The sequence below is a fragment of the Bacillus sp. FJAT-22090 genome (genome assembly GCF_001278755.1).
GTDB lineage: Bacteria > Bacillota > Bacilli > Bacillales_A > Planococcaceae > Psychrobacillus.
Window position 1 is genome coordinate 3,444,412 of sequence record NZ_CP012601.1, and the last position, 22,699, is coordinate 3,467,110.

The following is a 22,699-nucleotide window of genomic DNA, read 5'->3' on the forward strand; positions in this document are numbered from 1 at the left end:
ATTTTATTTTATGATGAATAAATCTGGATGTTCTTTTAACAATTTTGAAAGAAATAATAGTTGAGGAAAAGGTATTAAAAATAAATTTCTATTTATATTTCCTTTTAATATCGCTTTTCCATTTTGTTTAATAAAATCATTTAAAGTAATTTTATTATTACAGATAAGATGAACATCTTCTGGAGTTAGTAGTAGAAGTCCATTAGTTTCTGAAGAGGGATTTGGTTCATTTTCAGAGTAGGAAAGATACATTATTGATAAAGATTCCTGCTCATTTCCTTTAACTAAAATTGGAGCTATTTCCTCGCCTAACCCTATTATGGAAGGCTTATTTCCCCACTCACTCATATGATAAGTTATTGGAGAATTTATTGGAGTTATTTTCATTGAAGCCTCTTCAAAAACTTCACGCCTAGCTGTCTCTAATGCGGTTTCTTCAAATTCTTTATGCCCACCAAGTCTAACTACTCCAAGGTTATCTGCCTCTTCTGTAGGACCAACCTGAAAAATAAACAGCCCCCGATATAAAACGTAAGCTCCCGACGTTTTTACATTTTGATTAATATTAATGTCACTGACTCCCCTAAAATAATTTAATGTGTATTAATTGATAAGAATCCTAATCCTCAATGTTTATATTCTATTCTCGTTTTTTATTTCCTCTTTCACTAACCTGCACCTTTAGTTGAACAACAAGAAGGCTGTCGACTGACAGCCCTGTTCTGCTAAAACACCCGGTAGTACAACAAGAAAAATACTTATACCACTGTCAAAACTTACCTGCTTATTCACCATTTCTTACAAAACAATTTACCACCGATATCAATAAACCGATAAATGAAATAGCGATACCTATTTTTGTTCCACTTGAGTAGCCAAGTCCTGTTGAACTAAATGCCAATATTATTGAAATACCAAATAGTATAATTGAAACTCCTAAAAAACCAATTTTCATGTTCTGCCTCCTCATATGAGACTATATTCAATGAAATAGAACAAAAATCCTTGTTCAACTAAACTGCACCGTTAGTTCAATAAGAAAAAAGAGCTGCCTAAGAAACCCTATGTTCTTTACTAAAGCACCCGTTAGTTTAAGTACATTTTTTCACAATCTTTACAGAAATGCTGCCCTTAGTTCAATAAGAAAAAACTACCTTAATTGCAGCCATTGCCTCTCCTTTTGTGCGTGGTGGGTGGTACTACCATTTTACCAAAGGATGGTTTCTTTTTGTTTTTCTTGACATAAAAAAGGGCAAAATCCCTCAGCCAATTTCCCATGGCTTTTGGGACAGCCCCTCTAATCCTTTAACTGATAGAAAACCTGTTCAATTTTGCCTCAGTACCAAGTATGACAGTGTTAAGATCATTCCCTCGGCTATCTTGTCCCCTTCTGAAATAGAGACTGCGTAAAAAATTCTTGCTGTTCACGCGAGCAATCACCTGACTGCGACTTCTCGGCAAATTGCAGCATTGCGCTAAGTCGCTAATCCAATCAGCGATTTCTTGATGTGGAAGTAACTCTTTGTCAATCATCGTATCTACGATGTTGACTAACCGCTCATCATCCTCATCGCTAAAAATGTGTCTCCCATTATGAAGCAGGTCAGAAATAGCAACAAGAACCTCACGCAGCATTGCGACGCTGCTCTCCTCGCACTGAACCAGCTCGACAAAAACATCCGCACCGTGAGACGCGCTGTGAGCCCAGCCTCCTACTGAAAGGTAACCTCGCAGATCCTTTTCCTCTTTATAATAACGAAGCATCGCATGCATTAATTGCTCAATTTCCGCTTGATTGAAAAATGGATTTTGTCTGTGGCGATGCACAATCAAAGCGATAGGTAAGGCAGAGAACGTCCTTGTAAAAACTGACTGATCATCTTCGCTGCCAATACTATAGAACAAATGGTTCTCATCAGTCAGAACAGTTAAGAGGCTTCGTAACTCCTCTTCACTGAACCTATTCTCTTCCTTAATCCACATATAAAACATCGGATAAATCAGGTTATCCCGTAATTCTGGCTGAGGATCGCCAATATATTGAAGTAACAAAGGTAAGAAATCTTGATGCTGCTCACCTTCGCGTAACTGATACTCATCCTTCTCAATTCTTTGCAAATCCAGCATCAATTTGGTCCTTGTATCTCTCATTTCCCCATCTCCTTCAACATTAACATAATCTCCTCTATAACAACTTCTGGCTCATCATGATGAATATAATGTCCACTTCGACTAGCAATCCGGTACTTGCTTGACGTTGATAGCCATTGGAATTCTGCTTGGAGTCTTTGCTCAATTTCCAATATTTCTTGAGATGGCCATCCCTCTTCAACATTGTCAGGTAAACCTCTTGTAATAATTGCGAGAGGGAGGTTACTTTGCTTTGAATGATCAACGATTTGCTTATAGCTTTGTATTTTATCAATCTTCTCACTATTCAACATAGGATTCTCGTAATATTCCCTATTTCTTGCAAGCAGATTTTCGGGTAGAACCTTTTCATAGGCAAGTTCTTTATATTCCGGTGCAGCGTCAACCAAAACCATACCGCAGATGTTCAGTGGATAAAGACTGGCATATAATCTAGCGACCAAACCACCAAAAGAATGTCCCACCAATATATAGGGTTTCTCCACTTCAAGTGCTAGCAACAATTCGTTGAGCTCCTCGACTAGATCATAGCAAGTCGTCGGGACGGATGCGACTTGACACCTGCCAATACCCGACCTGTTATAGGAAAAGGTTGATGTTTTTTGCGATATTCGGTCTTGGACTTTTTTCCATGTCTCATAGCTATCGCCTAACCCTGCTATGAAGATTACGCTTGGAGTACTGTTACGTGAATTATTATTGAATAGTCTGCGGTTATCACAGATATCAATTATCTTTTTATATTGTATAGTCACTTTTAATCACCTAGTTCAATTATAAGCTTCACACTATTAATATTTCCATAATAATTGGATTATTATATAGTTTTGCGAACTTTTCCATTTTTTATTTTGTAACTTCAGCTGAAACCACTCCAAAAGAAATCTGTAGAATACCAATTAATAATTTGCTTACTTCCAAGTTTTTTGTCGTTTTAAACATTTCACACTGGATCTCCTAAATCTATTTGATTGTTCTGTAAATATAAATAGACCATCGAATGATGGTCTTGTTCTGCTAAAGCACCCGTTAGTTTAATAAGAAATTTCACTTTTACTTTTCCTGTTTACTCTATCAATCTAAAAAGGTCAGAATAAAAAAGTTTTAACGATGCTTCATTTTCTCTATCGTTATATAATCCAAAACCATATCTTGACCCTTCAATTAACCCCGATGAAAAAGAAGATCCTTTTTGAAAATCCTTTGGATGATACTCCATAGCATCCGAGATAAAGGGGGTTAATGTATCGGTTCCAATAAATATTATTGGTTTCTGTAATTCAGCATAAACTTTTGAATAATTATCGTTTGAGGCTTCTGCTAATTTTTCTTTCATGATAAAAACTGCATCATAGTTTTTATAATTGTCGTTAGCTAAATCTTCAAAAGTAATTGGAACAAATTTTACTGTCTTATTTTCTATTATTGTAGGGGAATTTCCAATAATCCCAATGTTTAAAACACGTCCAGTGTAAGGATTAGTCGGAGTATTAGAACTGCAGCCAGACGCAAAAATAAGTAGCATCAACATGAAAAAGAAAAATAATTTTTTCAGTCATATTCCTCCTTACAACTTTAGTTTTTTACTTATTACTTATTCTGTATTTTATAATCGGATTCCTTCTTAAACTAACCTGCTTCGTTAGTTTAAGTGCAACATTTCACAATGGTTTTCCGAAGTCTTCTTGATGTATTGGACATAAAAACAGACCATCGGAAAGATGGTCTTGTTTAACTAAAGCACCCGTTAGTTTAAGTACATTTCTTCACAAACTGTTTTATTCACTCTCACTGTTTGAGTTATTAAAAATACTTAGCATCAATGTTAAACCTGCAACAATTTCAATCAAATTGCTACTAAAAACTTTTAGAGACCAACTACCAAATGCGTATAATGGCACAATTAACGAAAAGAGAATACAAGGAATGAATACGCAAATAAGTAAAGGTAGGTTTATTTTTATTGACCATTTTTTTATAAAAATAAGTGAAATGTAGATACCCCATATAAAGAGAATCATAAAGTTAGTCCAATCAATCATATAGAAATGGGAGCTATCTTTAATTTGATTTTTAATATCGAAACTGATGATTGTTAATAAAAACAATCCAATAACCCAAATTAATTTCCATATATAAGTTGACCACTTTTTCATGAACAACACCTCCTTAGCGTTTTTTATAATTGTAAATACGCTCCAAAACGAAAAGAGTTCCAAAATAATCCCCCTATTATCAAGCTAAGTGCCAATAACCTCTTATTCAACTAAACTGCTTCGTTAGTTTAAGTGTAACATTTCACAATGGAACGCCGAAATCTAATTGATGTTTTGAACGTAAAAACAGACCATCGGAAATGATGGTCTTGTTTAACTAAAGCACTCGTTAGTGAAAATCATGGTCTAATAAAAGGTATATTTCTGTATACAAAAGTACTACTTTTAGATACCTATTACTTGCGAATTATCAGAATATTTGGTATTAATAATAAAAAGAAGACGATAGGTGGTGATGTTTTGTCGAAAAATAAATATTCTTGGACGGAACAAAAAATAGCAAGGTTTTATAAAGAAGGTAGAGGTTCAGGTGAATTAAATCATTATCTCCCTTGGCTGACAATTCAAGACGTACCAAGTGATGGTAGGTCTCATAGACCGAAAGGATGGAAAACGGGTAGAATACATCAATTACTATCTGATCTAGAGCTCTCATATTTTTATTATTTGGAATGGAGCAAGAAAGTTATAGATATAAGAGAGCAATATCCCATTGAGCGAGAGAACACACTACAAATAGCTTCTGAGAAAAATATTCCCCACCCTTTTGATAAAAGTACCCAAACACCAATTGTTATGACCACAGATTTTTTAATAACATGTCGCGTTAACAATAATATTATTCATTTAGCTCGATCAATAAAGCCCAGTATTAAGTTAGAAGAAGATGGTGTGATGGGAAAACTTGAGATAGAAAGACAATATTGGGAAGACAGGGATATAGAGTGGGCCCTTATTGATGAAAAAGTTATGTCCACTCAGTTTAAGAAGAATATGAAATATATACATGAGTATTACAATCTAGAGAAAGGTCAAGAGGAAGAATTGAGTTTGCATTTTCTTGATTATTTAGCTAAAGAGCTACAATTAAATCCAACAAAGCAGTTAGCTACATGTTGTGATGAATTTGATTCTTTGTACAATCTTGATGATGGATCAAGTATTTATTACATGAGACATTTATATGCTCGCCAGTATATTGAAGCATGTGACATGGAAAAAACAATACAACCGCATAACATAAGTCTTAGTGAAATAATTTTTAATGAAAGGGGTCTCAACAGAAATTATGGTAGTTCTATCAGTTAATGAACTCATTGTAGATGTTGATATAGATAAATCTTATAGAATTTTATGGATTGATAGTGGTTATGTGATTGCGTATGTAATAGACATTAATGATTGTAAAGCATGTCCTTTTATTATGACTATTAAGGAGATAGAAGAACAAATCAATACAGCTTCTTATACTTTGCAGGTAGATGAGAATGTAACTCTAAAAAGAATACCAACCGAAAAAGATATTCAACACAGAGATAAAACTTGGATGATAATTAAAGATATAGTCGGAATGGAACCTGGTATTTATCAGAAGGAAAAACGTTATAAATTAATTAAAGAAGCAATGGTCAAGCATAATATTAAATCTCAAAATACCTTTTATAAAAATTTAAGAAAGTATTGGCAAAGAGGAATGATGAAAGACTCTGTTCTTCCAGACTTTCATTCAAAGAATAAAGAAAAGCAATACAAGAAAAAGACAGGAAGACCTAATAAGAATGGTTTAATAGGAATTATTATAACACCGGAAATAAAGGAACAGTTTTCGAAATCAATAAAAAAGTATTATTTAAAGTCAAAGAAACCGTCTTTAATATTCTCTTATAAAATGATGCTCCTTGATTATTATACAAAGTTTAAATACTTTGACGACTCTAATGTTGAAAAAGTAAGACTTAAACCTGTTGAAGAGAGACCAAGTATGAGGCAATTTCTACACTGGTTTAATACAGAATATAAAAATGACGCAGTCACAATAGCTCGAGAAGGAGTAAAGAAATTCGAACAAAATCACAGAGCGATATTAGGTTCTTCAACAGCCGAAACAGATGGCCCAGGAGATATTTATCAGATTGATGCAACACCTAGTAATGTATATTTAGTAAATCGTTTTAATCCAAATTGGATAGTTGGTCGACCTACAACTTATTTCATAGTGGATGTTTATACTCACCTTATAACTGGTCTTTATGTTGGCTTAGAGAACGCCTCTTGGAAAGCTATGATGAGTGCAATTGCTAATGCGTGTACAGATAAAAATGAATATTGTAAGAGATTTGGAATTAATATATCAAATGAAATGTGGCCTTCTATGCACTTACCAAACAACTTTATAGGAGATAGAGGTGAACTAGCTAGCCATGGGGTAGACCATTTAATTGAAGGGTTAGGTCCAAATATTAGCAACACCCCTCCCTATCGACCGGACTGGAAAGGAATCGTTGAAAAACTATTCGATACTTCACAAGAGAAAATAAAACCTTTCTTGCCTGGATATGTACATGAAGATCATGGAGAAAGAGGAGCAAAGGATTATCGATTAGAAGCGAGTCTTAATATTGAAGAATACACCAAAATTTTAATTAACTTTATTCTTTTCTATAACCACAATTTTTATATGAAGGATTATGTTAGAACTGAACAACAAATAAAAGATAATGTTCAACCGATTCCAATCAAGCTATGGGAATGGGGAGTAAAAAATGCTTCGGGTAAATTAAAGAAACCTAACATGAAAGAGATTATGTTTTATTTGTTGCCAAGAGATAAAGCAACTATTTCTGAAAAAGGAATTAGATATAAAAAGATGTTTTATACTACAGCTAGAGCGATAGATGAACAGTGGTATTCTAAAGCAAGAAAAGATGGAAGTTGGAAAGTAGATTTTTCTTATGACCCAAGAAATATGAGTGTAATTTATTTGCATACTTATGATGAAAATCTTTATATTCCGTGTACTCTTTTAAATCATCAGGCTAGGTATAAAGACAAAACTATAGAAGAAATTGAACAACTTTTAGAATTTGAAACAGATGATTTTAAAGACTTTGAACATACACAGTTAGAGAATGAACTTAACTTCTACTCGGACATGATAAATATTGTAAAAGTTGCTAATAAGAATAAAGAGGAAAAGTTGGATAAGTCCATTAGCAAGTCCAAAAGAACAAAAAATATAAAGGATCATAAACGTGAAGAACGAATTCATCGAAGAGAGGAAGAAGCATTTAACTTGGAATTTGATAATAAAAATAAAATTTCAAATACCTCGCAGCAAAATGATGATATTGAAGAGAACAAAACTTCCAAAATTTCAATTAAACAATTATTTGAAAACGAAGGACAAAATAAAATATGAAAAAACTAATTAAATTAAATAATGGAGATTATGCATTTAGTGCGGAGTACACTGTGCAGGATAATACAGACTATCAGGGAAATCCATTAATTGAAGCTCTTCCACCCATGCTTTCTGTAAATGAGGCATATAGCCAACTAAGTTATCTGCCAGAATATAACGAAAAAGAGAGAGGTCTTTCGAACTTACATCGTTATCATGCCCTTATTAGGCTAACTCGATTTTATCAAGTGGTGGATCAGACATTGGTGTTAGAAAATCGTTTCTCAAGATTATTAAGAAATGGGTATGTATATAGAAATCCTAAAAACAAATCCCATGCAGAAGCATTAGTAGAAATGCACCGAAGATTAGAAAATAAAGAGCCCTTAGGCCTTCCGCCAGATATAAGAAAAACAGCATCTACCCTTTCTATTATAGGGTATTCTGGAATGGGGAAATCGTCTGCAATTGAGAGGATACTTTCTCTTTACCCTAAGGTGATAATTCATAAATACCCTTTAAATATAATGCAGGTTCCATGGCTAAAATTAAACTGCCCGAACGATGGATCTCCAAAGACACTATGTTTAGATTTTATTACAAAGATTGATGAGATTTTAGGAACAAACTATTTTAAACAAGGTCTTAAGAGAGAATCCTTAAGTTTTTTAATTATATATATCGGACAATTAGCTAGAACACATTGTTTAGGTGTGTTAGTTATTGATGAGATTCAGCATATGTTAACAGCGAAATCTGAAGTTTCAAATAGTATGATGAATTTTTTAGTCACTTTAGTAAACGAAATTGGAATTCCAATGGTGCTTATTGGAACGACAAAAGCAAAGCAATTACTTCAAGTTAATTTTCGACAAGCTAGAAGAGCTAGTGGTCATGGCGAGTTAATCTGGGAACAAATGAAGATGGATGACAATTGGGAAGTCCTAATGAAAAGTATGTGGACATATCAATGGACAGAGGAGAAAGTTGATTTAACGAAAGAATGGCTGGAATTAATGCATGACGAGAGCCAAGGGATCGTAGATATTGCAGTTAAGTTGTTTTTATTGGCACAGTCTTATGCTATGGAGGAAGGGTATAAAAAAATTTCTCCAAATATGATAAATAAAGTTAGCAAAAAGTACTTAAATTCGATGCAACCTATGCTTAAAGCATTAAAAGAAGGAAGATTAGAGGATATCGTGAGATATGATGATATAACACCTTTTGATATTGAAGATTTTCTGTTACAAAGAGAAACTCCGATAAACATGAGAGAAAAAATAACTAGAGAGAAAGAGAAAATAGCAGAAAAAAGGCAACAAAAAGAAATATCAGTACTTCAAAAAGTCACACTTACATTAATGGGTATTGAAATAAATGACAAATTGGCAGAGATGACGGCAAAAAAAGTAATCAACGAAAACAAAGACATCACAATACAAGAAGCAGTTCAATTAGCTTTAACGATTATTAATGAACGTAAGGAATCTAAGAAAGCAGCTAATAATAAATCCAAAAATAGAAGAACTACGAATATTATTTTTAAAATAGTTGATAATGGTAGGAAAGAGAGGAAATCAGCTCACGATTCCTTGGTTGAAAATGGATTAATGATTGCTCCCCTCTCCGATAATAAACTATTTTAGGATGGGATTATATTGCTTGGTTGGTTTCCAAAGCCATATGAGGATGAGTTAATCTATAGTCTATGCGCTAGATACTTTACTAAAAGTATTAATGTTAGTACTAGAAGTGCTCTTGAAAAGTGTTTTAGAGGTCAAAGGTCCAAACTAACACCTGATTTTCCTTCAAATCTCGAAGCACTGGTTGAACAGCTTCAAGTCTTTGATTATAAAAGTTTAGAGTCTTTAATATACAAACATACTCCCTTTTATTACTTTACTAATTTTCTCATAACCTCTCAAAAAGAAGAAGTTATGAAAGAAATTATTAAACCGAAAACGAAGAATATACACATGTCGATTGGACTAGTTGCGAGTATAGTGAAAGAAACTAAGTACTTTAAATATTGTCCTATTTGCTTAGAGACCGATCTAAAAAAATATGGCGAATCATATTGGCGTATATCACATCAGCTTCCTAGTGTATTTATTTGTACAGAACATAAATCTTTACTTCATTTTAGTTCCGTTTTATACAGAAATAACAATTCTGAATTAGTACCACCGGATGAGATAAATTGTATTCCCTCCCCTCTTAATCGTTCTATTAGTAAGAGCATGACTGAGAAGGGATTTTATCAATTGTGTAAGATAGCTAATGAAAGTAAAGTGCTATTAAATAATGAATTAAACTGTGATCTTACTCAATTATTATCAATATATAAAGATTTACTAAGAAAGAAAGGTTTAATCACAATCAAAGGAAGAGTGAGGCAAGTTGATTTATATAGACAATTTGTATCTTTCTATGGAGTTGAATTTTTAAGTTACTTCCATTCGGTTCCATCCCTAGCTCAAGAGTCATGCTGGTTAAAAACTATTACCCGAAAACACAGAATTTCATTTCATCCTGTAAGACACTTGCTGCTATTAAACTTTTTGGGAAAAGAACTTAAAATGATTGGTTCAGAAAGTTATGCAGGTCCCTTTGGAAAAGGCCCGTTCCCTTGTCTTAATCCTGCTGCTGAACATTATAAAAAATTTGTAATCACGGATCTAAAAATAAAAAGATGTTCAGATACTGGAAAACCAATTGGTATTTTTACTTGTTCATGTGAATTTCAGTATTCACGACTGGGTCCTGATATCGTTCTAGAAGATAAGTTCAGATACCGATACATTAGAAATTTTGGTAAGGTATGGATGAAAAAACTAACTGAGTACATTGAGGAGGAAAACTTTAGTTATCGGAAAGCCTCTTTAAATCTAAACGTAGATGTAGGGACTGTAATTAAATATTACAAACTGCTGAAAAATGAAAATAATAAGAGCATACATGGTGAAGAATCAACATTGGTTAATGATTATCGTTCTAGTTGGTTAAAAAGTATAGAAACAAATCCTACATGTTCCAAAACAGAACTTAGAAATTTAAATAAAAAAGTGTATATGTGGTTATATAGAAATGACAAAAAATGGTTAGATAATAACTCCCCTGTGCAATTAAATAGAATAAACATAAATCAAAGGGTTAACTGGAATGAAAGAGACCAAAAGACTTTAGAGCAAATAAAGAACTATTTGTTAACTATAGATATAAATGCGAGACCTGTACGATTAACCAAAAGACATGTCGCAGTTGCAATTGATAAATTAGCACTAATTGAGAAAAAGTTAGACATACTCCCATTAACAAAAGAGTTTATCGGATCGATATCTGAAAGTAAATTTCAATACAAAGAGAGACTTGATGAATGGAAAAAGAAAGTTCAATTTAATCATTAGAGGTGGTTACATGCATACATTCTTTCCAGTTATTCAAAAAGATGAGCTTTTATTTAGTATTTATGCAAGATATCATGAACGGAGTCTAAATAAAAGTGAGAACAAAACAATTAAGGAACTTCATTTAACTAAAATAAACCCTTTGCTCCCTGAAAATATTCAATGCCTTATTTATAAGCTAAAGTATTTTGACGCCCCTGATATAGATTACTTCTTAAATATTCACACTATGTATAATTATATTTCAAACTTTATATCTCCAACTGATATCAAGGAGCTGTATCAGTATATGACCAAAGGTACTGGTAAAATTGGTGCTCATGTAAGCGATAAACACTTTTCTCAAAAAAAATATCTGAAGTATTGCCCTGATTGCATCCAAAAAGATTTCGAGCTCTTAGGTGAAACTCATTGGAGGCTTTCACATCAATTACCTACGCTTTTCGTTTGTATGATACATGAAATCCCTTTAAAACAAATAGATACTCCTAATAATGATATTGGGCTTAACACAATTATTATTCATCAACAAAATAATATTCCCTGCGAACCATTAACTAAAAAAACATTGTTTTATGCGAAGCAATTTGCTAAACAAAGTTATTATCTTAATAAAATGAATTTTAATCTTTATAACAAAATTCAATCACAAGATTTTTATAGGTTATTTATTGAGAGAGGTTTTGTGTCGGATTCAGTAGTTCATGAAAAAAAACTTGATAAAGAAATAGTTTCATTTTTTGGTAGCGAATTTTTGGAATTAGCAGGTTTTAACCAAGAGATATTTAAAGAAATTTCTATAAGACCGTTGTTTTTTAGTAATAGTATGACGCCGATAGAAATTTTAGTATTAATAAATTTCTTTTATAAATCTTTATCAGGAATAGTTTTACATAAAAATTCGTCAAAGAGAGGGTTAGGTCAATCTCTTTTGGCTGAATTGCTTGTGTAATATTCTATAAAGATTTTAGTAGTTTCGAAAGGAGAATTAATTTAATTGATAGAGTAAGTAGTTCGTGAGAGTATAATCATTAAGTATGTGAGGTGTATTTGATGACTAAATATCCGCATAGTAATATGAGTGTTCTTTTAAAACAGTGGAAAAATAAAGTAATTAATATAACTAATCTTTCTAAACTTGATAAGAAATTATCTTTAGCTGGAAAGAAAGAAACTCTATTATTTCACGATTTCGATGATATAGAAATGATACAAGTGTATTTATACAGACAGAGACAATCTAACGTTCAAGAGGTTTGGTCTGAACGAACTATTAAAGTATATAGAGATGAGTTGGTTCTTTTTGTTGAGCACTTAATTAGTTATGGGCAGGAATTTGATTTTGATGTGGATGCAAATACAGTAATAGATACATCTCTGATTAAATCCTTAACTACAATGAATATAAGAAAGTACCAAGAATGGTTAATTGAAAGCAGTCCCTATGTTAAAAAAAGAGGAAGTTACGCTCCGGCTACACTCTCACGTAAAGTTGGGGTTATTAGAAGTTTTTTATACTTTTTATATGAAAAACAATATATAAATTATTCAATTCACCAAGGTTTATTGATATGTAGTAATATTCAAGAAGAAAGGCCTAATCGTGAATTAGGACCGTATGAAGTGGTTCAACTCTTGAATTATTTTAGAGAAAATAATCATTATGTAACTTTCAGTATTATTCATATATTAATTGCAACTGGATTAAAAAATGGGGAGTTCTGCAGATTAAAGGTCAAAGATCTTATATATAATTCAAACTATAAAGAGAATTGTCTTGTTGTTAAAGGAAAAGGGAGCAAAATAAGAGAAGTGCCTATAAAAGAAAAAGCATATAATAGTTTAGTCTTATTCAGAACAGAACGAGGGTTAGAAGACATTGATGTAGCAGAGCCTGAATCACCTTTGTTTACAACGTCTAACGGAAAAGCATACTCCCCTTCCTATTTAACTCAATTTTTATCGAAAGAAATTCAACAATCGGAGTTACCAATACTTTCACAAGGAAATATAGTTCTTGGTGCACTAACATTTCGTCATACATTTGCTCTTATTTCAAAAATAAATAATATAGATTTTTACGAAATCCACCGACTATTGGGCAATGACAGTATCGAAACAACGTCTAATTATATGGAGAAAATTTTCCCTATTGAAAATAATGCTGTTAATAGTTGGAAATCCGAGATTCTTGGAGGGTTTATTTGATGTTCTAGCTTAATAAATAGTATCCAATAATGTTTTTGCTTTGTTATAGAAAAGTAATGGTTGGTTGTAGAACCTTTTTATTCAAGCAAAACCCCGTTCTGTTTTAGAACGGGATCAGAAACAATATTGTTTATTTAAAAAAATGTTCTAATTCATCCATTAAAAACTTAAGTTTTTCTGGCTGCTCTGTAAGTATCAATTTTGTTAATTGTACTCCATGTATTACTTTGTTATATGTTAAACCATAATTTATAAACAATCTTTCCAATACTTCACTTCCCACAGCATTCTTTAAAGGGTTATTTTCTTCTCTTGGGAAAATTTTCTTATCGGCTTTTTTTAAGAAGATATTATTTATAAAGTCCTCAATATCATCTTGATTAACGTCATTATCAGTATCTTTATTTATTAATAGAGATAGCTCCTTTGGACAATCTAAAAAATAATTTTCTATTTCTCTTCTTTCAAGGATTACAACATTATCTCCATATTTTTCTTTGATTTCGAGAATTTTGTCATCAGTTTTCTCATCGGAGTCTATTAATATTCTATAAGGAATAGGGCTCTTATTTATCCCACCCAAAACTAAATCCAGTTTTTCTTTATTTCTTGTCATTGCAGACTTTTTACTAAATTCATTTCCAGTACCATTCATTTTTAAAATTCTATAATTATATCCAATCTGTTTCAATCCAAAGTGTCCTAACACTAAAGGTATCACTGTCTCTTCGGTTTCACCTTCAACAAATATTACTCTGTCGGCTAACGCAAAATCACTGTTATTCAGACCAATGTTTGCTAATATTTCTTGTATATCACCTAGTTTTGTATAAGTACTTTTCCCTTTTTCCTTTTGAACAAGATATATATTTTTTTGGAATGGATAGTTGATTAGCAAGGGAGAATGGGTGGTTAATAAATATTGATTATTTTTAGTTTCAGATATTAGATCATAAATTGCTTTTTCAGCAGAAGGATGTAAAAAAACATGTGGTTCATCGTATAATACTATTCGACTATCTTCTGTGAAAAGGACGCATAATATTATAAGTACATGAGTAAATCCACTACCACAATTAGATAAAGGAATTGGGTTAGGGTTACCTTCAAAATAAAGACTTATATAAGTATTTCCTCCGTTTATAGGGGTACTAACACTAATGATATCAGTAAATATTTTTTTAAATACATCTATTATCTGATCAAATGCTTTTTCATCATTATTATGCAAAGTAAATAAGAATGCATTTAGATTTGTGCCTTCAATGCTTAAGCTATTTTGAACAGATGCTGAATCCATTTTTGGAACATATCTAGTACCATTTATAAAAACTATCCTGTCTCTTAAGAATTTTATTAAGTTATTAATAAATTCGGGTCTTCCACCATATGTTACTCCACCGCCTTCAATAAATTTTACAATATAAATTGGTGATGCATCACTTTCACTATTATTTGTATAAAAAGGCTGATAACGATCATTTCTAAAAAATTCAACTTTATTTATTCGTGAATTTTCCAAAGAGTTATTTATATAGGAAATATTTATTTTTATAATATTAATATAATTAATAGACATCTCTGGTGTTAAATTTCTATTAAGAGTAGCTATATCTGAGTCATCTAAGGATATTTCTAACTCTAATTCTGTATGCTCCGAGTTGAATAATGCATCCCGAAATTTTGCACTTACAGCGTAGTACAATGCCTCAATCATAGCTGTTTTGCCCGAGTTATTTTTCCCTGCAAAGATGTTTATTTTACTGTCTAATTCAATTTCTCCGGATTTCTCTATACTTTTATAGTTATTCAATTTAAATTTTATTATTTTCATTTTTATACCAGCCTTAATTCATTTTTTTGGTCTAAACAAAGTACTATATTACAATTCTATATTCAACTATTAATAATTTGTAATATATTGGTATTTATTAATTGATACCTATTTCCTTAGGTTCTAAGGAAAAGTTTTCAAAGAATACTTTTCAGAGGAATTTATTATAGAAAAATTAGAGCAATAGAATTTTATTCAAACGGGTAAGTTTTTAATAGTGTCATGAATGATGGGTTTAGATACGGTTAAATTAAGTATCAAACAGGTTTGATAAAGCATATTTACGAAGGAAGGAATAATTAATACAAAAAGCGTCCATCTCATATTGAGAAGGTCGCTTTTTTGTTTATAACTCTAGTAATTGTTTCTTCTTAGCATCAAATTCATCTTGTGTTAGTACGCCAGCATCAAGTAGATTTTTAAATTTAATTAATTCGTCTGCAGCACTGATTGGAGTGGAAGATGGTGCAGAGGTAGTATGTCGCTTACTTTCAATTAAATCTACTAATTCCTGTGCTTTATCTAATTCCTTTTTAGCAAACATGATAGAGTTTTCATCCTTAACAGCACTCATCGTGCCACCTTTTGTTTCGCTGGAACCCGAATATGCGAATTGGACGTATCCGTTTGTCATGCCCGGTTTTTTCACCTGTATAGCGGTAATAGATTTAAGCGGAATTGATTTCGTACCTTTTGAACCACCTTTATTAATATAATTCAGCATACCCTTTGATTCTATTTTTACAGTGTGCTCATCCACAGTGACGATATACTTACCAACTGACTTAAATTCAAATATATTTGTCATTGTAATCATCTCCCTTTACGACTACTATATAGGATAATATCTCCAATTATATACACAAAAATAAATAAAAGCTATATTAATTCCTTTGGCAAACTTAGTTGAGGTGTGATGATATCTGATAGTAGTAAAATTAATTGCCAATGAGGGTTTTGTAACTAAAGAGGAATAGCCATTTACTTACACTAGCAATGAGGAAACTCTTAAAAACCATATGAATAATAAATCTTCTTAAAGAACAAGGGAAAATAGAAGGGAGCAAATATATGAACCGAGTAAAAAGATTACCTCCTACTAAAGAAGTGTTAAGAGAATTATATTTAAAATCAGGTAATCAATGCGCTTTTCCAGGATGCAGTAAAACAATTCTAAATAATAAAGGGAACGTTGTTGGTCAGATATGCCATATAGAAGCAGCTATGCCGGGTGGCGAGAGATTTAATGCGAAGCAATCAAATGAAGAACGAAGGGCTTTTAGTAATCTCATATTACTTTGCTACGATCACCATATTGAAACGAACGAAGTGAAGCAATTCTCTGTAGAACGATTAAAAAAAATGAAAGCTGACCATGAAAAGAAATTTAGTGATGCAGCAGAGAAATTGTATAGTACAGTATCTGACAAAACACTTCAGCAAGATTTTGAATATTGTACTTCTCTAACTAATATGAATAATGTTTTAAAATGGGGACTTAGCAGAGAAGAACATATATTAGATGTTCCAAAATTTAATAAACTAGTGGATATACTTAGGAAGCTGTCCCCTAATACACGAGCAATATTTAGTATTATGGTTGATAGATCAGTAAACTCTTTGATAAACCTTGAAGAAATCTCTCAAGTAACTGGTCTTGAGCATGTAGAACTAAAAAAGAGCATTTCACTATTAATTAACTACGAACTCATTACAGAAGTAGACTCGGACGATTATAATAATCCAATTACCTACTTAAAGCAAAAAGATCTTTGGGACATATGGAGCGAAATTAAGAATTACTCAGAAAAGTCATCTATTACATTAGAAGAAATTATAAATAATATGAATTTTTCGTTACTAGATTGATGGTTAACTAATAATAAAAATTGTATTATGCGAGCGCTCGTTCTATTAATATAGTCTTTTCATGGTTTATATCTATATAACCTGACTACTCGGATATGATGTAGTCAACCCAATCGAAAGAGAAAAAGTGAGGTATGTAAAGTGAATCTAATTGTTACTACTGATGAACATCGAATCTACTTTAGAAATGAAGAGGTTGGCTTTATGGGATATACATCTTATGACGCCGATTTAATAGAAAAATTGCAAAGTGTCAATTGGTATGTTAGAAAAAGACATTAAAGAGAAAAAAAAACTTATATAAAAACACATTCTAAAAAGCTCGGCAATTATAAGTCATTACATCAAATTGTGATGATTCATTGGTATGGATTAGAAAGATTTGAGGAAGTTAAAGATAAAGGATTTATTGTAGAACATCATGATAATGATGCTTTCAATTGTCTTATTGAAAATTTGTCTTTTGCTCCTAATGATGTAAATTTAGCTAAGGCACATACTTATGACAAGGAAAGAAAAACTTCATTGCCGTATATTGCAATAAACTTTTTTAAGGATTTTAAATCAAAAAAATATCAAATTACTTTAGGGTTTAATGTAGAATTTTTCCTCACTCAAAAAGAAGTTACTAAATCTATTACATCATTAAAACTACTCTATGCAGATGACTTTAGGATTGTGTTTAATGATGCTTCTAATTTACTTTACAATTTAACGGAATATAAACAGTTTGATTTAAGAAAATTACAATACATAGATTATACATATACAGAGACAATATATGTTCAACCAAAAGCAGATGGTACTTTCCCTGTGCTAGTAGAGGTTGACGGTGAATGGACAATTGTATTAAGTAACAAATCCAAACTGTATTCTGTTGCACCGGATCCACAATTATATAAAGATTAAATTAGAGGTTAATAACCAACATTATGAACACTATAATACTTTTAAAGGAGCAACCAAATGAACAATAATGATCCGAAACAACAGATGATTAATGATCAAGTAAATGTTACGAGAACAATTGTAATACTTGCAAAAAAATACATATTACAATTAAATACAACTCACATAGATATTGCAAATGAACTTCCTAAATTCTTAAGTTTGCACGGGTATTCAGATCCTGGTGTAGTTAACGTCCATGATTCTATATTTGATGAAAAACAAATAACTAAAGTAGCTGGCTATCTTTCTTATTCAATCGCATTTTCTGAAGCAATATTAGAGTTAATACACTCAAATTATTTAATAGCAACGAGTAAACAACAATACCCTTATAATAGTTCAGGTTACACAATTTCCTGGACTACAGTGATTCAAGGCTACGGTGGAACAAATTCTTCATGGAACTTTAACCATCTTATAACCGAGATACCGTCTAAAGTTAAAAGAGCTCTATCCATTAAAAATGAAAATTTCGTTCTATTTGACGCGGATATGTATATTACTGAATTGAATTTAAATAATGCTCATATTGAGGTTATTGAGGCTCTAAGGGATACTATTGATTGTTTTAAAAACGAACTCTATAGACCTTCATTAACAATGCTTGGAAAAGTGGTTGAAGGTGCTTGGATTGAAACGGGCATTTCATTAGCAAATTTTGCAATTAAACAAAATAATGATAAAGAAAAAAACGAAGTATTAATAGAATATTTACAGGGTCCAGATGGTTTCAATAAGAAAGTAGAAAAGATTGTTAACTTATATTCAAGTCATCATAAAGATTGGTTTATTGATTTAAGAAAGAAAAGTGGAATTCAAATTAGTCATTTGGTAGAAATACGTATTTGGACAGATGTTGTAAGGGAAGCGCGTAATGCAATACACTTTGGAGCAATCCCAACGACACCTAATACTTTTGAGAAGGCTTCTACTCTATTACTTGCGGGTTCTAAGAATCTTAAAACCTTATACAATCTTAAATTGGAAGCTGATAAATAGAAATTAAGTATGTAATAAAAAAATACTTGGAGTAATTGTATTGCGAGAACTCTCGTTCTGTTAATATAGTTTTTTTCAAGGTGATATCGATATAAATCGACAACTCCAATTTGATGTGCCAACACAATTGAATTTAAGTAAATATTTGTTATCAAATAAACATAAACTAGATCTTACATCACGAGTAGTTGTCTTATAAAATAAGTTGTTAAAAAAGTTACATCAAGATTGAGTTGTATTAAATATTTCTATTTACAACGTGAGAATAAGTGTTTGAAAAATTTTTACATCACGACTAAGTTGTCTGAGAACAGTTTTTGTTTCTTGAAAAAAAGATTATTACTTTTAAAAAAAGATTGTTACTTAAAAAAAAGTTCGTTACTGATCGTTACTGATGTGTACCGACATTATAGTTATTAACCAAACATTACAGTTGGTAACTTTACAATAAAGTAAATATAAACCGAAGGTTTTCTGAAATAAATTCAGTAATCTTCGGTTTTTTTTATGCCCAAAAAGAGCCAGACAATAAAAAACATCTCATCTCTATTATTTCTAAGAATGAATTGTTTTACTGTATATTTATGTAAACCACTATAAAGATTGTTAAAGAATGCACTTAAACTAACGCAGCAGTTTAGTTGAAGAAGGATGATATAATAATTTCCATATAAAGATGGAAAATGAGAACTATCGGAGGGGAAGGTTTAATTTGGACAAAACTCAAGTAATGGTTTATTTCAGCTTGTATGGAGAGGAGTTTCCAATTGATTATGTGACCGAAACATTAGAAATTGAACCTACAAAAACCTATAAAAAGGGTGATATCATCGTAAGACCCTTTAATCAAAAAGTTACTTCAACGAAAACCCATTATCGATTAGAAACAGCTTGGGAATTAAGTACAGGTTATCAAGAGTCCTTTGATGTGAAAGAGCAAATGGACCAAATCTTAGGACCGTTAAAAAATAAAGCAGCTTTAATAAATCAGTTGAAAACGGAGTATGAACTGGAATGCCATTTCTCAATTGTTATAATAATGGAAAATGGATATACACCTGGTTTGCATATTGATAACGAACAGATTGAATTTGCAAATAGTATAAAAGCTGAATTTGATATAGATTTGTACGCGAACCCTTATGATAAAAATTTTGATGACTAAAAAAGGCAATCCTTATTCAAGTAACGGGTGCTTTAGCGAAACATGGATTGCTTAGACAACTCTTTTTTCTTATTGAACTAAAGCACCACAGAGTAAATAAAGCAGTGATTTAGTGTGAGGAGGCACTCCTTTGAAAAAAATACTAATTGGCTTAGTAGGTACTCTGGTAATGTTTTTTTTATACTTTTATCAGTCGCCTATTATTAGTACAGGAGAAGCAATAAATAAAGCAGAAAAATATTTGCTAAATCCCCCAGAAGAGTGGAAAAAATCAATATCCTTCAATGGTTTAGAGGAAATTCCACCTGAGAATATTAGTGTGAATCTCACTCCGAAGCACGGGTATTGGAATGACATAACTAATAAAATGAAGTGGGAAGTTACAATTAAATACACTGGTCAAGAATCAACTATTGTGATGGATGCATACACTGGAGAATTTATAAATTTATATGGACCATTAAATTAAATGTATTACTCCTTAATTGAACTAACGGATGCTTTAGTTAAAGATCATGGGTTGCAATGCAACTCTTTTTTCTTGTTCAACTAACGGGGCAGGTTAGTTGAATAAGCAGGTGTTGTTTAGACTAGTGACGAAGTAGTTGTTATAGTAGTGGTTTCTGCATTATGAGGAGGTGTTATTATGAACAACATAGGATTTCCTGGACTAATTTTTATACTTAGCATAGTTGGGTTTATTTTAATTTTCGCACTTGCTATTATTCTTTTAATAATAAATTTATCTAAAAAAAGAATAAGACCTTAAAATCCTTTGTTCAAGATCAATGAGCTGTATTGACGGCTCTTATTTATTGTTCAACTAACGGGGCAGTTTAGTTGAAGATGATATAATTAAATAAATCTGAATTATTATTAAGGAGACTTTATAGTTTTGGAAGCTAAATGTATTAAATTCTACGAATTCGGTAGTCCTAAAAATGTGTTAAAAGTTGAATATAAAAGCATAGAACCACCAAAAGATAATGAAGTCATTGTTCGAATGTTAGCACGACCTATAAATCCTTCTGACTTGATACCAATTAGAGGGGCATATTCACATCGGATTTCTTTGCCGAATATTCCCGGTTATGAAGGAGTTGGTATTGTAGAAGAAGTAGGCCCTTTAGGTTCTAAAAATCTTATTGGGAAACGTGTTTTACCTTTACGTGGGGAAGGTACTTGGCAAGAACTTGTTAAGACATCAGCAGAATTTGCTGTTCCTATACTGGATTCTATTGATGATTTTACGGCGTCACAAATGTATATAAACCCAATTACAGCATGGGTGACTTGTACGGAAGTATTAAAATTAAGACCGAGTGATGTTTTGTTGGTTAATGCGTGTGGTTCATCTATTGGACATATTTTTGTTCAATTATCGAAGATATTAGGTTTTCGATTAATTGCAGTCACTAGAAATAATAAATATACAGAAGATTTACTTCATCTTGGTGCGTCTTATGTAATAGATACCTCTAATGTTCCACTCTACGAAACAGTGATGGAATTAACAAATGGAATGGGTGCAGATGCTGCTATTGACTCTGTTGGAGGTTCATCTGGAAACGACTTGGCTTTTTGTGTGCACCCTAATGGCAATTTTTTAGCCATCGGTCTTTTATCGGGGATACAAGTAAACTGGGCAGATATTGTAAATAAAGCCAATGTTAATGCTAGTATATTTCATTTGCGGAATTGGAATAAAAATGTCTCATCAGATAAATGGCAAGAAACATTTAACCATTTGATAACCCTAATAAATGATAAAAGATTAAGTTTGATGATGGTAGATTCTCAATATGACTTAATAAACGTAAAAAAAGCTGTTGCTGTTGTTGAATCTTTAAAAGAGTCCAAAGGGAAAGTATTTTTAACAAGCTACTGAATTAACTCTTGTTAAACAAATGGGTGCTTTACTTCAAGAAGGAGTAAAGCTTTTTTCATATTGAACTAAAGCAGGATAGTTGAGTAAGGAGGGATATTTGACAGAGCGGCGAAATTGTAAATAAAGTTGAATTGTAGAGGGGTAGAATATGTCCAAGTATATTTTTCTTAACATTAATGGCTAGTGTAATTTTATTTTTTCTATTTGCTGGTGTGTTTGATGGCGGTGATAATACCGAAGCAGCGGTTTATACATTTGGTACAATAATCGTTTTACTTCTATCATTTTTGATTTCACTCATGTACTATTTAATAAATTTATTAAAAAGGAAAATTTAGCTCTACTTTTCAACTAACGGGTGCTTTAGTAAAAGAACATGGGTTGCTTAGGCAACTCTTTTTTCTTATTCAACTAACGAAGCAGTTTAGTGGAAGAAGAAAAGCTATACATAGTCAATTGGTTAAACAGAGGGTGGAATTTGGATATTTTCGAAGCTTAGAAAAGGGAGGATGTCGCAAATTGGTCAGAAGACGTGGTAATTATGAAATACAGGTTGTAGGTAAACAGCTAAGCTGTCCCCACTGTGATGGTGCTATTTTTAGTCATCGAGAAGTATATATTGATGTAGTAGCGTTTGTTGATGAAGAGCAAAAGCAGCAATTAACACTGCAGTCTTTAACTTGCAAAGACTGTGGTAATATTCAGCAGTTCCAACAACTAACGAAAGGTATGGAAACGAATATCGTTTACAAACAGGTAGATTAAAT

Annotated in this window: 23 protein-coding genes; 15 read left to right on the forward strand and 8 right to left on the reverse strand. The window is 31.8% G+C overall.

Features of this window, described 5'->3' with window-relative positions; translation table 11 throughout:
- Positions 1-3: 3 nt before the first annotated feature.
- From AM499_RS17320 to AM499_RS17340, 6 genes are all read right to left on the reverse strand, one after another.
- Positions 4-570, reverse strand: a complete 567-nt coding sequence (locus AM499_RS17320) for an NUDIX hydrolase (RefSeq protein ID WP_053591371.1) — start codon at positions 568-570, stop codon at positions 4-6.
- Between the two features lie 214 nt (positions 571-784).
- Positions 785-955 (reverse strand): hypothetical protein, encoded by a 171-nt coding sequence (locus AM499_RS21735; protein ID WP_156316819.1) that lies wholly within the window; start codon positions 953-955, stop codon positions 785-787.
- Between the two features lie 350 nt (positions 956-1,305).
- Positions 1,306-2,151 (reverse strand): DUF2785 domain-containing protein, encoded by an 846-nt coding sequence (locus tag AM499_RS17325; RefSeq protein ID WP_053591372.1) that lies wholly within the window; start codon positions 2,149-2,151, stop codon positions 1,306-1,308.
- The gene (locus AM499_RS17330; protein WP_053591373.1) at positions 2,148-2,906 is read right to left on the reverse strand and encodes an alpha/beta fold hydrolase; all 759 of its coding nucleotides are present in this window, start codon (positions 2,904-2,906) and stop codon (positions 2,148-2,150) included. The genes AM499_RS17325 and AM499_RS17330 overlap by 4 nt, the downstream gene beginning before the upstream one ends.
- Positions 2,907-3,217: 311 nt before the next feature.
- The gene (locus AM499_RS17335; protein WP_053591374.1) at positions 3,218-3,682 is read right to left on the reverse strand and encodes a hypothetical protein; all 465 of its coding nucleotides are present in this window, start codon (positions 3,680-3,682) and stop codon (positions 3,218-3,220) included.
- Between the two features lie 247 nt (positions 3,683-3,929).
- On the reverse strand, positions 3,930-4,307 hold the full coding sequence (locus tag AM499_RS17340; RefSeq protein WP_156316821.1) for a hypothetical protein: 378 nt from the start codon (positions 4,305-4,307) through the stop codon (positions 3,930-3,932).
- Positions 4,308-4,667: 360 nt separating this feature from the next.
- Between AM499_RS17340 and AM499_RS17345 the strand changes: the two genes are divergently transcribed.
- From AM499_RS17345 to AM499_RS17370, 6 genes are all read left to right on the forward strand, one after another.
- The gene (locus AM499_RS17345) at positions 4,668-5,516 is read left to right on the forward strand and encodes a heteromeric transposase endonuclease subunit TnsA (RefSeq protein WP_053591376.1); all 849 of its coding nucleotides are present in this window, start codon (positions 4,668-4,670) and stop codon (positions 5,514-5,516) included.
- The gene (locus tag AM499_RS17350) at positions 5,497-7,626 is read left to right on the forward strand and encodes a Mu transposase C-terminal domain-containing protein (RefSeq protein WP_053591377.1); all 2,130 of its coding nucleotides are present in this window, start codon (positions 5,497-5,499) and stop codon (positions 7,624-7,626) included. The genes AM499_RS17345 and AM499_RS17350 overlap by 20 nt, the downstream gene beginning before the upstream one ends.
- Positions 7,623-9,257, forward strand: a complete 1,635-nt coding sequence (locus AM499_RS17355; RefSeq protein ID WP_053591378.1) for an ATP-binding protein — start codon at positions 7,623-7,625, stop codon at positions 9,255-9,257. Before AM499_RS17350 ends, AM499_RS17355 begins: the two co-directional genes overlap by 4 nt.
- A gap of 12 nt (positions 9,258-9,269) precedes the next feature.
- Entirely contained in the window at positions 9,270-11,018 is a 1,749-nt protein-coding gene (locus AM499_RS17360) for a TnsD family Tn7-like transposition protein (RefSeq protein WP_053591379.1), read from the forward strand.
- Positions 10,984-11,970 carry a TniQ family protein gene (locus tag AM499_RS17365; RefSeq protein ID WP_053591380.1) on the forward strand — a complete coding sequence of 329 codons (987 nt, stop codon included), beginning with the start codon at positions 10,984-10,986 and terminating at the stop codon, positions 11,968-11,970. Before AM499_RS17360 ends, AM499_RS17365 begins: the two co-directional genes overlap by 35 nt.
- A gap of 101 nt (positions 11,971-12,071) precedes the next feature.
- Entirely contained in the window at positions 12,072-13,226 is a 1,155-nt protein-coding gene (locus AM499_RS17370; RefSeq protein ID WP_053591381.1) for a tyrosine-type recombinase/integrase, read from the forward strand.
- Between the two features lie 130 nt (positions 13,227-13,356).
- Here the strand turns inward: AM499_RS17370 and AM499_RS17375 are convergent, their stop codons facing one another.
- On the reverse strand, positions 13,357-15,060 hold the full coding sequence (locus AM499_RS17375) for an ATP-dependent nuclease (RefSeq protein WP_053591382.1): 1,704 nt from the start codon (positions 15,058-15,060) through the stop codon (positions 13,357-13,359).
- A gap of 346 nt (positions 15,061-15,406) precedes the next feature.
- On the reverse strand, positions 15,407-15,868 hold the full coding sequence (locus tag AM499_RS17380; RefSeq protein WP_053591383.1) for a DUF4429 domain-containing protein: 462 nt from the start codon (positions 15,866-15,868) through the stop codon (positions 15,407-15,409).
- 263 nt (positions 15,869-16,131) lie between these two features.
- On the opposite strand from AM499_RS17380, the gene AM499_RS17385 reads away from it, so the two are divergent.
- From AM499_RS17385 to AM499_RS21745, 9 genes are all read left to right on the forward strand, one after another.
- On the forward strand, positions 16,132-16,929 hold the full coding sequence (locus AM499_RS17385; protein WP_053591384.1) for a hypothetical protein: 798 nt from the start codon (positions 16,132-16,134) through the stop codon (positions 16,927-16,929).
- 141 nt (positions 16,930-17,070) lie between these two features.
- Positions 17,071-17,211 carry a hypothetical protein gene (locus AM499_RS21740; RefSeq protein ID WP_156316822.1) on the forward strand — a complete coding sequence of 47 codons (141 nt, stop codon included), beginning with the start codon at positions 17,071-17,073 and terminating at the stop codon, positions 17,209-17,211.
- A gap of 69 nt (positions 17,212-17,280) precedes the next feature.
- Positions 17,281-17,838 (forward strand): hypothetical protein, encoded by a 558-nt coding sequence (locus AM499_RS17390; protein WP_156316823.1) that lies wholly within the window; start codon positions 17,281-17,283, stop codon positions 17,836-17,838.
- 57 nt (positions 17,839-17,895) lie between these two features.
- Positions 17,896-18,879, forward strand: a complete 984-nt coding sequence (locus AM499_RS17395) for a hypothetical protein (protein ID WP_053591386.1) — start codon at positions 17,896-17,898, stop codon at positions 18,877-18,879.
- 712 nt (positions 18,880-19,591) lie between these two features.
- Positions 19,592-20,044, forward strand: coding sequence for a DUF4279 domain-containing protein (locus tag AM499_RS17400; protein ID WP_053591387.1), 453 nt, complete (start codon positions 19,592-19,594; stop codon positions 20,042-20,044).
- 130 nt (positions 20,045-20,174) lie between these two features.
- A complete protein-coding gene (locus tag AM499_RS17405) occupies positions 20,175-20,513 on the forward strand; it encodes a PepSY domain-containing protein (protein WP_053591388.1) in 339 nt (112 codons plus the stop codon).
- Between the two features lie 177 nt (positions 20,514-20,690).
- Positions 20,691-20,813: a hypothetical protein gene (locus AM499_RS22260; protein WP_269432379.1), complete on the forward strand. Its 123-nt coding sequence runs from the start codon at positions 20,691-20,693 to the stop codon at positions 20,811-20,813.
- Between the two features lie 126 nt (positions 20,814-20,939).
- A complete protein-coding gene (locus AM499_RS17410; protein WP_053591389.1) occupies positions 20,940-21,932 on the forward strand; it encodes a zinc-dependent alcohol dehydrogenase family protein in 993 nt (330 codons plus the stop codon).
- Between the two features lie 519 nt (positions 21,933-22,451).
- Positions 22,452-22,697 (forward strand): hypothetical protein, encoded by a 246-nt coding sequence (locus AM499_RS21745; protein ID WP_156316824.1) that lies wholly within the window; start codon positions 22,452-22,454, stop codon positions 22,695-22,697.
- Positions 22,698-22,699 lie beyond the last annotated feature (2 nt).